Annotated in this window: 9 protein-coding genes and 5 pseudogenes; 8 read left to right on the top strand and 6 right to left on the bottom strand. The window is 57.3% G+C overall.

What is annotated here, in order from left to right; genetic code table 11:
- Nucleotides 1–71: 71 nt before the first annotated feature.
- Together ACODNH_RS00515 and ACODNH_RS00510 are read left to right on the top strand one after the other, a co-directional pair.
- Nucleotides 72–955, top strand: a pseudogene (locus ACODNH_RS00515) (cation diffusion facilitator family transporter); the annotation flags it as partial.
- Nucleotides 956–1,026: 71 nt separating this feature from the next.
- Nucleotides 1,027–1,410, top strand: coding sequence for an STAS/SEC14 domain-containing protein (locus tag ACODNH_RS00510; RefSeq protein WP_434529945.1), 384 nt, complete (start codon nucleotides 1,027–1,029; stop codon nucleotides 1,408–1,410).
- 560 nt (nucleotides 1,411–1,970) lie between these two features.
- Here ACODNH_RS00510 and ACODNH_RS00505 read toward each other — a convergent pair.
- From ACODNH_RS00505 to ACODNH_RS00490, 4 genes and pseudogenes are all read right to left on the bottom strand, one after another.
- Nucleotides 1,971–2,537, bottom strand: coding sequence for a hypothetical protein (locus tag ACODNH_RS00505; RefSeq protein WP_434529944.1), 567 nt, complete (start codon nucleotides 2,535–2,537; stop codon nucleotides 1,971–1,973).
- A 64-nt stretch (nucleotides 2,538–2,601) separates the two neighbouring features.
- The gene (locus ACODNH_RS00500) at nucleotides 2,602–2,880 is read right to left on the bottom strand and encodes a DUF7521 family protein (RefSeq protein ID WP_434529943.1); all 279 of its coding nucleotides are present in this window, start codon (nucleotides 2,878–2,880) and stop codon (nucleotides 2,602–2,604) included.
- On the bottom strand, nucleotides 2,877–3,254 hold the full coding sequence (locus ACODNH_RS00495) for a helix-turn-helix domain-containing protein (RefSeq protein ID WP_434529942.1): 378 nt from the start codon (nucleotides 3,252–3,254) through the stop codon (nucleotides 2,877–2,879). The genes ACODNH_RS00500 and ACODNH_RS00495 overlap by 4 nt, the downstream gene beginning before the upstream one ends.
- 439 nt (nucleotides 3,255–3,693) lie before the next feature.
- Nucleotides 3,694–4,656: pseudogene (locus ACODNH_RS00490) on the bottom strand (transcription initiation factor IIB).
- A 925-nt stretch (nucleotides 4,657–5,581) separates the two neighbouring features.
- Between ACODNH_RS00490 and ACODNH_RS00485 the strand changes: the two are divergent.
- The 4 genes from ACODNH_RS00485 to ACODNH_RS00470 all read left to right on the top strand — a co-directional run bounded on the left by ACODNH_RS00485 (nucleotide 5,582) and on the right by ACODNH_RS00470 (nucleotide 7,603).
- Nucleotides 5,582–5,842 carry a lysostaphin resistance A-like protein gene (locus ACODNH_RS00485; RefSeq protein ID WP_434529941.1) on the top strand — a complete coding sequence of 87 codons (261 nt, stop codon included), beginning with the start codon at nucleotides 5,582–5,584 and terminating at the stop codon, nucleotides 5,840–5,842.
- 58 nt (nucleotides 5,843–5,900) lie between these two features.
- Nucleotides 5,901–6,320 (top strand): hypothetical protein, encoded by a 420-nt coding sequence (locus ACODNH_RS00480; protein ID WP_434529940.1) that lies wholly within the window; start codon nucleotides 5,901–5,903, stop codon nucleotides 6,318–6,320.
- A 615-nt stretch (nucleotides 6,321–6,935) separates the two neighbouring features.
- Nucleotides 6,936–7,403, top strand: coding sequence for a hypothetical protein (locus ACODNH_RS00475; RefSeq protein ID WP_434529939.1), 468 nt, complete (start codon nucleotides 6,936–6,938; stop codon nucleotides 7,401–7,403).
- A complete protein-coding gene (locus tag ACODNH_RS00470) occupies nucleotides 7,400–7,603 on the top strand; it encodes a hypothetical protein (RefSeq protein WP_434529938.1) in 204 nt (67 codons plus the stop codon). The genes ACODNH_RS00475 and ACODNH_RS00470 overlap by 4 nt, the downstream gene beginning before the upstream one ends.
- Before the next feature lie 352 nt (nucleotides 7,604–7,955).
- On the opposite strand, the pseudogene ACODNH_RS00465 reads toward ACODNH_RS00470, so the two are convergent.
- Nucleotides 7,956–10,336, bottom strand: a pseudogene (locus ACODNH_RS00465) (heavy metal translocating P-type ATPase).
- Nucleotides 10,337–10,698: 362 nt separating this feature from the next.
- Between ACODNH_RS00465 and ACODNH_RS00460 the strand changes: the two are divergent.
- Nucleotides 10,699–10,996, top strand: a pseudogene (locus tag ACODNH_RS00460) (PadR family transcriptional regulator).
- A 53-nt stretch (nucleotides 10,997–11,049) separates the two neighbouring features.
- On the top strand, nucleotides 11,050–11,937 hold the full coding sequence (locus ACODNH_RS00455) for a hypothetical protein (RefSeq protein ID WP_434529937.1): 888 nt from the start codon (nucleotides 11,050–11,052) through the stop codon (nucleotides 11,935–11,937).
- 322 nt (nucleotides 11,938–12,259) lie between these two features.
- Here the strand turns inward: ACODNH_RS00455 and ACODNH_RS00450 are convergent.
- A pseudogene (locus ACODNH_RS00450) lies at nucleotides 12,260–14,521 on the bottom strand (heavy metal translocating P-type ATPase).
- Between the last annotated feature and the right edge of the window lie 16 nt (nucleotides 14,522–14,537).

Raw genomic sequence — 14,537 nt, 5'->3', positions numbered from 1 at the left:
GGTCGGAGGAGTCTACTCAGGAATCCTCAGATTCCCCGGAATCGAAATAGCACCCCCTCCAACGTGAATGTATGACGCTCCACGAGCACGCACAAGAGGATACGGCAGAACACGAACACCCGTCTGAAACAAGTGGTAGTACGCGTCGGGCTTGCGCTCGTCGCGGTCGTCAATTTCCTCGGATTCGTCATCGAACTGGCTGGTGGACTCCTGTTCGGGTCGGTCGCGCTCATCAGCGACGCACTCCACATGCTGTTCGATATGCTTGCGTACGCGATGGCGTTTGGCGCGAGCTACACCGCCGAACGGTTCGAGGGTGGCGAGGCGTGGTCGTACGGTCTCCACCGACTGGAGCCGGTTGCGGCCTTCCTGAACGGCGTCTTGCTCCTTCCAATGGTCGGATACATCGTCTGGGAGTCCTACCAGCGGTTCCTTGAGCCAGTGGCGATCAATCCAGAGTTGACGCTGATCATCGCGACGGGTGGACTGCTGGTGAACATCGGCTCCGTGTACGTGTTGCAGGGTGGTGGCGAGATCGAGTCTCAACGAGCGCGGGGCGTTCTACCACCTGCTCGGTGACGCCGGTGGCTCTGTTGCGGTAATCGTCTCGACCGCCGCCGTCGCAGTGTTCGACCTCCCTATCGCAGACCCTGTGGCGGCCGTACTCATTGGGCTGCTGGTACTCGCGTCGGCTGGGAACGTCCTCCGGGAAAGCGCCTCGATCCTGCTGGAACGGAGCCCGGTGTCGTCTGAAGAACTCCGGGATGAATTGACGACACTCGACGGCGTTGACCAGGTTGAGGATCTCCACGTCTGGCAAGTCTGTAGTCAACTCACCGTCGCAACCGTCCGGCTCACCGATACGGCGACCACACGTGAGGAGCAACGGACAATCCAGTCACAGGTCCACAACCATCTCACGGATCGAGGAATCGACCATGCGACCGTCGAGCTCGTCGGGCATACCGAGCCCTGTCGGTACTACGAACCACTCCACTAGCGATGTCCCACACAGCACCCAATCGAATGCTCGAGGTGTTGGACGAGACGAACGAGAACCTCATTGCGATTCGCGTCGGGCAGGGTACGCGAACAGGCTATCAAGAGCTGTACTCGCTGCTCGTCGAAAAGAGCGACCAGTACGGGCACATCCACGTGTACGAGGAAGTTCCGAACTGGACGTTCGGGACGTTTCTCACACACCTCCACGGGGTGGTTCCCGATCTCCGGTACGGCCCTAACTTCGATATCAACCGATACGCCGCAGTCGGCGATACACGATGGGCGAAACTCCTATTCAACTGGTGGTATGCAATCCGGCCGCTCTGGCCAGTCGCTCCCAACGAAATGCGATACTTCGATGTCACAGAACACGAGCAAGCTCTCGACTGGCTTCGGAGGAAAGTTTAGATGAATGCAGACGCTAAACCTGTCCTCAATGCCGAATGAGGGTAGGGCAAATACACCGCCGTCATCATCGCTCTGACTGATGGGCTCGATCTCGCTATCATCGCGGGGTTCGCGACGGATATCGTGCCACCGGGGAGCTTATCATGGTTGCTGGCATTGAGTCCCGTCAGTGCGTATCGAGGGCTCGTACTGGCGCTGGTGGTTGAGCCGGCCGTCTCATCCCAGCTTCAGTCCGGTTCAGTGGTTGCAAATTGCTCCGGACTGGTCTTATGGTTTGCCGGCTCATTATTCATTGCGACCTGTTTCGTCTGTGACTGACGACCGTTTAGTTAGCCCTATGAGGGTGGTTTTATGATATATTTCATGTTCAGAGATTTCAGTGGGATTCTCATGGAGTCACCCTCTACGTGGCTGGTGGTCGAGTTCCGTTGTTCGGTCTATTGATGGGGTAGGCGCTATACTCTCGGCGAAGGTCCCTACAAGTTCCTCCGGCGAGCAAAAAGTGCCAAGAGAGATGTATGAGAACCGATTTCGAACTCTTGTCACTCCAGAACGACCAATCATTGTCTCTTGAGGCAATCAATATTCCAATTCCCTATTGACGAACGGAGTCTGAATGTTCCCGACTCAAATGACTGTGATACAATCTGTTGGGATACAATCTTCTCCGATTTCGTGAAAGGCTCCAAATTAGCAAGATCAACAGTTATGCTCTTAATCAGTGTGTACTCTTCAGCCACTTCAACGTAAGTTAGCGTATATTTTTGAGCCGGATCAACGCCATACTGTTCTCCTGACCCATTCAGTTCAGAGACAAAGACCTGCACCTCGTCATTAGATAGGTTACTCCAGTTGGAGATACCGTCGAGAACTTCTTGATAAGTAGTATTAACTGCTTTACAGGAGCGTCGCCAAACAATAATGCTGAGTGAGATGCCGAGGAATGGAAGTAATATAAAAACACCCAGAGCATACGAATCGACCACCCATGCAAGCGGGATTAAGAGTACGCTTGCCAAGACAAAACTGGCTACAACATACCGAACCAAAATGTTTATTGGGTTCCACGCTCGTTTCCACTGCCGGTTCGAGATATCGGTTTCTTCTGGAATCGTGATGTGATGCATTAGCTGAATTCTCGTTCAGGGTTAGTTCCCGGAATCAGCCGCAGAGTTGGCTTTTGAGCCACAATCATTGTTGTATATGGAGAGAGTACATAATGACTGCGAGGCCGACAGCGACGAACACGCTATTAGCGAGTACACCAGTTTCCAACGAGACGGAAAAGAATTGGTTGGCCACGCCTGTCAGTAGTGCTCCGAGAGTGATAACACCGAATCCGATACCCAGAACACGGAGCGAATCTTCATCTGTACGCTGATAGGCCTTAAATGCGATGTAGGTAATCCCGCCGCCTAATAGCAAGATGACAAACTTGACCACTGCGATTGCCATTATAACGCCGTTCATACTTCGTCCCCCATCATCGACCAGATATCTGCAAGCCGTTCGTCGGTAGATTGCGGCGGCCGATCAACACTCACCGAAAACGCACCTGTGTCATCCATAGATATCGTGACGTCCTCGAACGATCGCTCGTAGTAGGTAACCCGTCCACCACCGGGGTTGATCGTCTCCTGTTCTCGAACGAGGGAAGCAGAACTGAGAAGTTCTAGCTTTCGATACAGCGTCGACTTGGTGATGTCACATGCGTCAAGGAGTTCGTTCGCAGTCATTGGTTCAATAGTTTCCCGGAGAATGGCCCGACATGCGGAATCATCCAGCGCATCAAGGACCTCCTGTACCTCCGGAGTGTCCTCGGACGACACTGAATTATCTCCCATTATTCGATAATACGTGGTCCTCGGGATATGGTGTCCGATTGTTGGAGAGGCATCCCATCGGTCCCACAAATGCAGCCGGGAGCGTGGTTCCAGAGTCATGCCGACCGATCCATCGGAAGAGTGGAGACATGGTGACACAGTTGTGGAGCGGTTATGAATCGTGCTGACTCTCGAATCGGTGTTCGCCCGCGTCAGTAATCTCGTAGAGACCGTTGCTGATCGGAGCAATATATCCCTGACTATGGAGGTTAGTACACGCTTGATCTATGGTGATCGGATGTCCATCGACGGCCGTAGTAATCTCCGTTCTATGGCACGGAGAATCCTCAACGAGCAACTCCAATACCTCGAACTCGGTCTGTATTGAGAACTCTTTCATGGCAGCGATCGTGTTATGACCCATTCAGTGGCCGTATTTCGTCCGGCAAGGATTATCTGGTCAGACATGCTCTTCGTAGACCTCAAGAAGCTCTTGGTATCTATTCCGGATCGTGACACGACCGACGCAGGCGACATCACTCACTGTCTCCTGTGTGAGTTGCTCGTTCGTGAGGTATGTCGCAGCGTACAGAGCGGCAGCCGCCAACCCGGCTGGACTCTTTCCACTGTGGATGGCATTATTTGTAGCTACCTCAAGTAATTCCCGAGAGCGCCGTTCTGCTTCGTCGCTCACATCAAGCGATGACGCGAATTGTGGGATATATTGGATTGGATCCTCTGGCTCGATTTCCAGACCAAGTTCTCGGGACAAGTATCGGTAGGCCCGCTGAATCCGGATTTCCTCGACTCGGCTCACGTCGGCGAACTCAGTCAGCGGCCGTGGCATTCCGTGCTGTCGGGCAGCCCCATATAACGACGCCGTCGACATTCCCTCGATTGAGCGACCGGGGAGCAGATCTTCCTTTACAGCGCGCCGGTATAGGGCGCCTGCAGTTTCCCGAACCGATTCTGGAAGTCCCAGAGCGGATGCCATGCGGCTAATCTCTCCTAAGGCTTGCTTGAGATTCCGCTCGTGGGCGTCCTTTGTCCTGAATCGTTCGTTCCACGTCCGAAGGCGCTGTAATTGTGCACGTTTGCGGCTGGAGACAGCCTGTCCGTGTGCGTCCTTATCCCGCCAGTCGATAGTCGTGCTTAACCCTCGGTCATGCATCAGCTGCGTCGTCGGAGCCCCGACCCGACTCTTTCATCTCGTTTGTCCGACGTGAATGCACGCCATTCTGGGCCGTGGTCGATTCGATCGTCTTCAAAAACCAACCCACAGCTTTCGCAGGTCGTCTCACCGTTGTCACTGTTCCGAGTAATATGGCCCTGACACTCGGGACAAGTGTTATGATCGACAGCACTTCACGTCACGGTCGCGTTCATCTCGTGACCGCTCCTTTGAATGTTCTTTAGCCATGATAATGTCGGTGTATAGTAATTCTCCCTACAAACCGTGGGTCTTCTTAACAGTATTCGTGGGACGGCTCCCCAATGAATGACTGGCGGTGTCCCATTCGATGGGAATCCGGCCCAACACTTTGTCTCCAAGACATCAATCCAGTATACTGAATGTTGAAATTATCACACAGTGCTACATCTCATGCCTTCGTTCGTTGGCTCTACTCTCGAACCACGATTTCAACAATTCCGGTCGGAGACAAGCGTCTCGGCACAACAACTGTTAGTATCTCTTATCTTCTGACCACCTACGTCGTTGTATATCCCTTGCGCTGCGACATCCTCATAAACCAATGCTGCAGAGAATGACAATCCACCTCACGACGAGAGCGGAACACGCGGGATGCCCCGGAATGAAGAGCACCGAAATGGCCCCATCGAAGCCAACTTGTAGGGTAGAACCCTATAATTTCAGTTGATTGATGTCGACGACATCTCCCTTCCGGTCTGTTGCCTCTGCAATTGGCCTCACGTATGGGTCGTACGTCGTAGGAAGTATGCTACTCCTTGCGGTTGTAACGGTTGTCGGGCTGTTCGGAGTCGACGTCACGTCGCGCCCAGCCCTCAGACTGATTTTGGGTACGTTCTTTTTGCAGGGAGTGACATTCGGGGGCATCGCCATCCTCTATCTCAAAGGCCGTGGTCTCGGATTTGGATTCGTTCCAGTTCGTCTCCCTGACAAGCGTGATGGGGCGGTGATTGTTGGGGAAGTATTGCGATCCTGGGGTTGCTCTTTGTGGCGTCCTCAGTAATTACGGCCCTCGGTCTGAACTCGGCTCAGAATCAGATCGTCGAAGTCGGGCGACAAAATCCGAGGGTATTCCTCCTCCTAATCCCGCTCCAGTTCCTGCTGGTCGGTCCGGGAGAAGAACTGTTGTTCCGAGGACTTGTCCAGGCAGTCCCTCCGTGAAAGTCTCCACCCGGCTCGTGCAATCATTCTCGCGAGTGCGCTGTTCGCATCGATCCATCTCTTCTCGTTGTCAGGGGACGGCAAACTGGTGTACATCGGTATCGCATTTGTCCTGGCATTAGTACTGGGAGCAGCATACGAGTACACGAACAATCTCACAGTACCGGCTGTGATTCACGGGACGTATAACGCGGTGCAGTTCGCAGGAGCCTATCTGACGGCGACGGGCGGACTGTGAATCCCACTAGGGCTTGATTCCGAGGCGGTTCACCGATGACATCAAATCCTCCGTACAGATGACTACCACACAACAAGAAACCGAAGAACACATCATGACCCGCTCCACCTTCGTAGAGATCGGTGCAATTACCAGCCCGTGTGTGGGCGTGCTTGCTACCGTAACGGTGGTGTATGGCTGGCCACCGACCGTACTCGGCTGGTTTGTCTCCGGCGTGTTCGGACTGTTTATCGCAGTAACCCTTGGCCGAACGCCAGCGGGCAAGCTCAGTCTGCTCTCGTGGCCTCGACCCGAGGCCAGAGACGATGTAGCGGTGAATGTAATCGCATACAACGGCGTTCTGATCATTGGAACCGTACTGGGGCAGATCGTGTGGGCAATATCGAATAGTCTCCTCCTCGCTGCGGCGGTTGGAGCCGTTCTACCGGTGTGGTTCCTCAAGCATATCCAGTTCCTCGTGCTTCTGGATGCGGAGTGAGTTCACTCTGTCAATCATACTGTCGGGGAAGATAGCTCCCCACTCATCATCGTATAACGCTAGCCGAACCAGGATTAGTGGGAGCAAATTGGTCAGGTAGAAGTAGCTCCCCAACCAACATTGTATAATGTCACCGGAAGAGCGTCACCCACGGACGGACCCCCCCGTGGACAGAGCTCTCGAATCGGGTCAGTTCGGTCACTCTCCATCCTTCTCGCTGCGGCTTTGACGCTGACCCAAGTTCCCGCCGCATCTGCCCACGGCACAACCGGAAGCGGTGGAATATCGCCAGAAAACGGTGTTATTCTTGGTCTCGTTGGTGTTGGTGTTCTCGGTGGCTTCGTCCTTCTCAAACGGACAGATCGGATCACGCCAACAACCGCTCTTTACGGCGTCTTTGTCGGGATCGCAATCACTGCGCTCGGAGCCGTACTCTTCGAAGGCCTCTCTCCAGATCCGACAGACGCCGCGAATTCGATGCCGTTCCCTCGGTCGTGGTATCAGCCACTGGCACTGCTGAGTGGCTTGGGCATCGTCGCGGTGAGCTTCGTCATTGGGCGGCTCCGCTGGCCAGCCCGCCCACGATATACATTTCTCGGGATCCACTATGGGACTGTGGATTGCATACCCCTACCCTGCATTCCGGGCCCGGCAAGCGATACACATCCACTCGGGTACGCAATCGTCCTCGGAACGCCACTTCTGGTCGGCTATGTCGTCTGGAAAGATGCGGGGAGCATCATCCGCGCAGTTATGCGTGACCCGGTTGCACGTCGCTTCGGTATCGGCGTTGGTGTCGTGTTAGCGCTCTTTTTCCTTTCCGTGACGGGGTACCTCTCGTTTTTCCCAGAGGACGGTTTTCCCGATACGGTAACAGTCGTCGTGCTGCCCGCAATCTATCAGCTGATGTCGTGGCCGACTCTCGAAATCGCAATTCCGCATCTACCATTCATACATATCCCGTTCTTCCTGGCCCTGTCACCCGGCCAGGTTATTATCGTCGGGATGTTGAGCGGACTCATCGGGTTGAACGCCGCGACTTATCGCCCTGTCACTGGCGCGTCGAGGAACGGGCTGGTATGACCGAAGGGACCGCCGGAAGTGCTGCCATCGTCGGGACCTGTACCTGTGGGTGCTGTGGCCCACTCGTTGCGAAGATCGCGGTGCTCGCGGCCGGGCCATCGATCGCCGCCCCTCTCTACTGGGTGTTCGTCGATTCAGCGTCGCCGCTCAGTGCGGTCTTCATCGTTGGAAGCTTGCGTCCTCTTTACCGGGGAGTCTGATAGACCCCTCGGTCCAGGCGGCCGAACAGGCCCGACCAATCGGCGGGTAGATCATCCCGGCCGACTGAGGTACCAGATCTGCCGTCGGAGAAACACGGTCTGGAGGAGTGGCTCAACATATGGAGGATACACACCGACGCTACGTGTTTTTGGGGCTGCAGCGGTACTGATCGCTGTCGGGACCCTCGCCAACCGGCTACCTCCCGTCAACGCCGTTCTATCAGGTCCTCTCTGGAGGCCTCATCGTCGCAGGCTTTGCGGTCGGGTACGCGGGCCTCGGTGCCTTCGACTTCTTAGAATAGAAGCAATCGGTACCGCCACCCGGTATCCGCCGGTTCGCGAGGCGGAGCCGCTACTCCGCAAGCAGGTCTCGAAACGAATTCGCTGCGAGGAGACCGCCGGTCGCCACGACCGCTCCCATCGCGAACACCGGATTCAGCAATCCCGTCGCCACAAGCGGTATCGTAATCCCATTGTAGAGCAGCGCGAGCCCGTTGTTCTGTGTAACACGCCGGCGCGCTGCATCTGCGAGATCGAACTGTCTCTGTATCCACCGCTTGGAGGTCGTCATCGGCGATAGAAATATCCGCGGCATCGGAACGGCAAGCGCCTGTTCCACCACCGAGCGAGATTCCCAGGTCTGGCTGTCGCGAGGGCCGGGGCATCGTTCGTCCCATCACCGACCATCGTAACCTGTCCCCGGACTGCAACCGCCGGATCGTCGCGGTCTTGCCCGCCGGCGGGACCCCTGCAAACACGTGATCGACGGCAGGATGGCTGTCGAGAAAGTCAGTAGCAGCCTCGTCATCACCAGTCAGAACGACGATCTCGATATCACGGTCACTCAGTTGCGTGAGTGTGTCATCCCAACTCGGGCGTGGTTCGTCGCCCACGACGATGACGCCCTCTGCATGACCGTCACGACCAACGACGACCGGAAGGTGACCGGCCGTCCGTGCCTCTGCGGCACGCGTCTCGATCTGTTCGCTCACCGACCACCCCAGTTCCGCGAAAAAATCGAGGTTCCCGACGAGAACGCGCGTGTCCTCGACGACTCCTTCGACGCCGGTCGCGTGGCTCGTGAATTCAGTGATGTCCGCTGCGTACTCATGGTTACTGCCACCGGCAACCGCCCCATCGGCTCTCGAGCGATCGCCCTCCTGATTCCTTTGTGCAAACGTATTCACGATTGCGTCGGCCGCTGGGTGGGATGCTCGCTGTTCGAGGGCCGCGACAATTTCAAGGAGATCCGATGGTGCATCCGCCTCAAGGACATCCATCTGGCCGGTCGTGAGAGTCCCCGTTTTGTCGAAGACGACGACATCGACGTTCCGAAGGCGCTCGAAGACGGTCTCGTCGAAGATGACGATCCCCCGCTCTACCGCTTGTTCGATACTGGTTGCCACCGAGAGCGGGGTTGCCAGGCCAAGTGCCCACGGACACCCCACCAAGAGAACTCCCAGCGCCGTCAGGACGGCGACGGGAATGCCAGCCCGCCAGAAGCGACCCCAATCCAGCGAGTACCGCCCCACCAACGACGACCGGGATGATGACTGACGCGAGCCGATCGGCCTGCCGCTGGACGCCGTGATCCCCGCTCTGGAGATCCCAGACAGAGGCGATGAGGCGATCGATACTACTGGTTGTCCCATCGCTCACTGTGAGGACAGCAGCACCATTTGTGACGACCGCCCCGCCGACGACGTCGTCGCCCGCTCGCTTCGATACCGGGAGCGACTCGCCCGTCACGATCGCTTCGTCGACCGTGCACTCACCCTCAGCGAGAACTCCATCGACCGGGATGCGTTCGCCCTCGCGGACGAGAACACGCTCCCCGGATTCCAGATCGTGTACGTCGACCATCGGTGTCGTCCCATCGGCGCCATACCGCCTGGCCTCGGTGACGTGAGAGATAGTGAGATTCGTCAGGCGATCCATCGCTCGCTGCTTGCTCAGTGATTCGTAGAAGATGGCAGCCACCACACTCGCGGCAACCACGATCGTGAGATCGTAGAAAACATCGATCCGACCAAAAAGAAAGGCGATCGTACTGTACACGTAGGCACTCACGATGGTAAGTGCGACGAGCAGATCTGCGTTCGGCTGCCGCATCTTCAGACTGACATACGCACCCTGTAACAGCGGCAGGCCGGTGAACACGAGGACGACACCCGTCAGTACGAGAAAGAGGGGCAGGATCAACAGGCCATCTCCACCGCCGATCCCGGAGGCACTCGCATACATATCGAGTGTCCCATCGCCGAAGAATGACGAGAGCTGCGCCGGATAAAGGAGGACTGCGTACGGAAGGAGCATGAACGTCCCGAAATGACCCCAACAGCGTAACGGAATCCCAGCACCTCGTCAATTCCTCGTTCAATCGTTGCGTCCGACCGCCGCGATTGCCCGATGACAGTCGGTGCGTCGTCACTTCCTCCAGCACGAAAGGTCGCCGAATAGCCGAGTATGCTCAGGGCATCACAGAGAGTGTCCATCGAGATGCGGTCAGGGTCGTATGTGATCCGGACCGTCTCGGTAACGTAGCTTGCTGCCGCATCGACGACGCCTTCACAATCCTTGGCGACCGATTCGAGGAATCCCTCACACGTCGCACAGTGCATCCCGTCGACTTGGAGGAAGACACGGTCCTCAGCTCCTGATCGATGCATGGCTGCCTCTCGCTCGTGCGTTCCAGACTCAGGCTTGTGCAGTAACATCGTCCGTCGGAGCCATCCGACTGTGATCTCCATCGCTACCGAGCACTCGATGGACGTTTCGACATCCATCACAGCAGAAGACGATGTCGTCTTCAGCTACGTCTCGATCATCGGGGACAGTCCCCCCACAAAGCGCGCATGTGGAAGATAGCGATTGAGATGGAGACACAATTGATTACCACCATCTGATAGTCGGCCGATCACAGCCACAGAACCTCAACGGCGACCTCAGCCGAAGGGACATTACCGGTGATACAGATGCCTCGATATTAAACGCTGTTCGGTGACGAGTATAATAGTAGATACCCTTGGTCCAAATCTCCGCCTCTGAGTACCAGAGAGAACATATGCCACCCCTCAAAAATAAGGAACAGGCAGATGCACGATCTAACTGGGTTCCAGCGGGATATCTTGTACGTAACCGCCCGGGCTCGAGGAACCACACGGGCTCGCAATCAAAGACGAACTCGACGACTACTACGAACAGGAGATCAACCACGGCCGCCTCTATCCGACTCTCGACGACCTCGTCAACAAAGGACTGCTCGAGAAAGGTGAACTCCACAAGCGGACGAACGTGTACACGGTCACACAACGCGGAGTGCGGGAGATCGAGGCGCGACGTGAGTGGGAAAGTCAGTATTTACAAGACGTGAACGTACCCGCTACGTCGTAGAATCATTATAAAAGCGGGACTGCTTTACCCACTTCCCACGAATACACAGTAAGATGGCTCGGCTCGTCTTCTATCACCACCCACAGGCCGAGATTTTCTCACTCAAATATAGCTCGGCATCGGTGGCAGAAATCCTGTCTCAGCGAGAGCAATCCGACGAGTCGACAAAACTCATCGGGTACCCCTTCGAAACACCGGTCTATGTCCTCTACGAAGGCGATTCAGAGATCGAATCAGCCCATGACATCGACTTCGATCAGGAATGGTTGAGCGACCGTATTCGTGACCTTCCTCGTGCTGGGCAAGTTGTCGCCTTCCGATTAGTGGAATTGCTCGAAGCAGCTGTCGATGTTCGAGAGGAGGATGAGTTTCGGCTCTACAAGGAGTTCGAACCGCAAAAAATCCAGCAGGCACTCGATCACGTGTCCTGGGGAGCCCCACTTCCGACCGTCGCTGGAGAGGTGATGTCGAATTTGATTCTCCGACATTCCCTCCCGAATGCGAATGATCGAACTGGCATCGCTATGCTGCAGTTCTGTATTGAGAGTGTGGACTCGGATTTTGCGATGCCACGAACACACGTCGACGACGATACCTGGCGAGAGTGGGTCGACCCCTACATCGTCGACTCCAAGCGGCTCATCACGGTCCGCCGGAACAACCTCCGTTTCAAGCAACTCGAAGACCTGGATGTCGACCTCGTCGAACGGAAAGACGGCATCGAAATTCGATTAGCCGAATTCGAGCTGGATATGCACTGGCGAGAAGCCCTTTCGAAGTACGCTGGGCAGCATGAATCCCACTGTACGGACTTCGGACAGGCAGTTCTCGAACGAGCAGAACGGGACGATCTACTCGACCGTCAAGGACCAACGAAACAAGAGTTCATCACGTATCTGGAGAACGGGCTCGTCGAACGGGACTTCAGAGAAATGTTCTGATCAGTCGCGAAGCTCAGCGACCGACTGTCCGACCTCGCGAACGTGTTCACTTCGCTCGAGGTCGAGTTCCTCGGCGAGGTAGTCAACCGTCTCTTTGAGGCTCATATCGGAAAGTAGTCCGTCAAGCGGTATAAACCTAGTGCTGGCGTAGCTATGTGGCCCATCAGAGGAAGCGTCTGTGTATACCGAACTTCGTACCCCTCGGGAAAACTGTGGAATCGGTGACCGCATAGCGATACTCACCGAAATTACGCAGTGTCGCCAGTTGCTGACCACCAACCCGAACTCAATTGAAAGAAGCTCCGAAGCGATCGGGCGCGTTTCAGTCTGCAGGTTGTGCGTCAGTCGCTGGTGTCCCGCCTGGAAGCTCGGGGATAGACAGGTCCACGCGGCGGAGCAGCTGGGCGTTGATCGCGACGATCACCGTACTCAGCGACATCAGGAGCGCACCCACAGCGGGGGAGAGCAGAATCCCGATCGGTGCCAAGACGCCTGCTGCGAGCGGAATCGCGAACACGTTGTAGCCGGCGGCCCAGACGATGTTCTCCTGCATCTTCCGATAGCTCGCCTTACTGAGCTTCACCAGCCGAACGACGTCCCATGGGGTTGTTCTGGACGAGGATGACGTCGGCCGACTGGACTGCGACGTCGGTGCCGCTCCCGATTGCGATGCCGACGTCGGCCCGCGTCAGCGCCGGCGCGTCGTTGACGCCGTCGCCGACCATCCCCACGAGCTTGCCCTGGTCCTGGAGCTCCTGGACTTTCTTGTCCTTGTCTTCGGGAAGGACTTCCGCGAACACCGTATCGATCCCCAGTTCGTCTGCGACGGCGTTGGCGACGTCCTGGGAGTCGCCAGTCAGCATCGCCACTTCGATCCCCAGATTGTGGAGGGCGTCGACGACGCGGAAACTCTCCTCGCGGATCACGTCGGCCATCGCGAACGCGGCGATCAACTCCCCATCACGGACGAGATACACCACCGTCTGGGCGTTCTCTCCCGCATCTTCAGCAAACCGCTGGAGGTGGCCCGGAACCTCGCTATCGAGCTGTGAGAGCAGATTCGGACCGCCGACGTACACCTCGTTGCCGTCGACGTTCGCCCGAACCCCTCGCCCTTTGATTGCCTCGAAGCTGGAAGCATCAGGGGCACTGAGATCACGCTCGTCAGCTGCCTCGCGGATGGCTCGCGCGATCATGTGTTCGGAGTCGCTCTCGACAGCGGCCGCCAGTGCGAGGGCGTCGTCCTCGTCGACGCCCTCGACGGTCGCCATATCCACGACGCCGTGCTCGCCTTCGGTGAGCGTCCCCGTCTTGTCGAAGATGATCGCGTCGAGCTTCCGTGCGTCCTCCATCGCGATGCGGTCGCGGACGAGCATCCCGTTGCGCGCCGCCAGGGAGGTGTTGATCGCGACGACGAGGGGAATGGCGAGCCCGAGTGCGTGTGGGCAGGCGATGACGAGCACCGTGACGACGCGTTCGATGACGGTCGCATCGAACGAGACGGTGACCGTCCACGCGATTGCGGTCACGACTGCCGCCCCGAGCGCGACGTAGAACAGCCAGCCGGCCGCGCGGTCGGCCAGCACCTGCGTCTTGGACTTGCTCTGCTGGGCTTCCTCTACCAGCCGCATGCACGCCCGCGAGCGTCGTCTCCTCGCCCGTCGCACCGACGCGGACGCGGAGACTGCCGTCGCCGTTGATGGTGCCGCCGATGACCTCGTCACCGGGCTCCTTCGAGACCGGTTTCGACTCGCCCGTGATCATCGACTCGTCGACGTCCGAATCCTCCTCGACGACGCCGTCGGCGGGCACGCTCGCGCCCGGCCGGACGAGCACGAGGTCGCCCTCGGAGAGTTCACTGACAGGGACCTCTTCGGTCTCGCCGTCCTCGGTGAGTCGTTCCGCCGTGTCCGGCATCAGTTTCGCCAACTCGTCGACCGCGCTCGAGGCCCGCCGCACCGACCGCATCTCGATCCAGTGCCCCAGCAGCATGATGTCGATCAGCGTGACGAGCTCCCAGAAGAACGCCGACTGCGTGGGGAAGACCACGCTCGCGAGACTGTAGACGAACGCGACCGAGATGGCCATCGAGATGAGCGTCATCATCCCCGGTGCCCGGTCTTTCAGCTCCGGCACCGCCATCTGAAGGAACGGCACCCCACCGTACGCGAAGACGATGACGGCGAAGACAGGGTTGATCCACTCGCTCCCCGGGAATGTGGGAACGGAGAACCCGAGCCACTCCTGCAGCATTTCGCTGTACAGGAGGACGGGGATCGACAGGAGTGTCGAGACGAAGAAACGCCGGCGGAACATTCTGCTCGTGGCCTTCGTGCATCCCGCCATGTCCCTCACCGTGTCCCTCGTGGGAACCGTGGCCGGCGTGTTCGTGCTGCTCGTGAAGCGCCTCACCCTCCGCCGCAGCAGGGTGCGCCTCGTCCTCCAGTAGCTCCTGTTCTACCCGTTGCTCGTCAGACTCAGCGACCGTTTCATCGTGCTCGCCGTGTTCGTGCTGGTGACTGCTGGTGTCCTGCTGGTCCTCTCCTCCCGGGGAATTCTCAGCTGTATCTTTGTGGTCGTCCATAGGTCATATACTCTTT

The sequence above is a fragment of the Haloarcula sp. NS06 genome (assembly GCF_051122755.1).
Classification (GTDB): domain Archaea; phylum Halobacteriota; class Halobacteria; order Halobacteriales; family Haloarculaceae; genus Haloarcula.
The sequence above is the reverse complement of the archived record's forward strand: the minus strand, read 5'-3'. Positions and strand labels throughout refer to the sequence as shown.

What these genes read in the sequence shown, in the direction of transcription:
- ACODNH_RS00510 (WP_434529945.1), top strand. Translation starts at nt 1,027, where the DNA reads ATGCTCGAGGTGTTGGACGAGACGAACGAGAACCTCATTGCGATTCGC.
- ACODNH_RS00505 (WP_434529944.1), bottom strand. Translation starts at nt 2,537, where the DNA reads ATGCATCACATCACGATTCCAGAAGAAACCGATATCTCGAACCGGCAG.
- ACODNH_RS00500 (WP_434529943.1), bottom strand. Translation starts at nt 2,880, where the DNA reads ATGAACGGCGTTATAATGGCAATCGCAGTGGTCAAGTTTGTCATCTTG.
- ACODNH_RS00495 (WP_434529942.1), bottom strand. Translation starts at nt 3,254, where the DNA reads ATGGGAGATAATTCAGTGTCGTCCGAGGACACTCCGGAGGTACAGGAG.
- ACODNH_RS00480 (WP_434529940.1), top strand. Translation starts at nt 5,901, where the DNA reads ATGACTACCACACAACAAGAAACCGAAGAACACATCATGACCCGCTCC.
- ACODNH_RS00470 (WP_434529938.1), top strand. Translation starts at nt 7,400, where the DNA reads ATGACCGAAGGGACCGCCGGAAGTGCTGCCATCGTCGGGACCTGTACC.
- ACODNH_RS00455 (WP_434529937.1), top strand. Translation starts at nt 11,050, where the DNA reads ATGGCTCGGCTCGTCTTCTATCACCACCCACAGGCCGAGATTTTCTCA.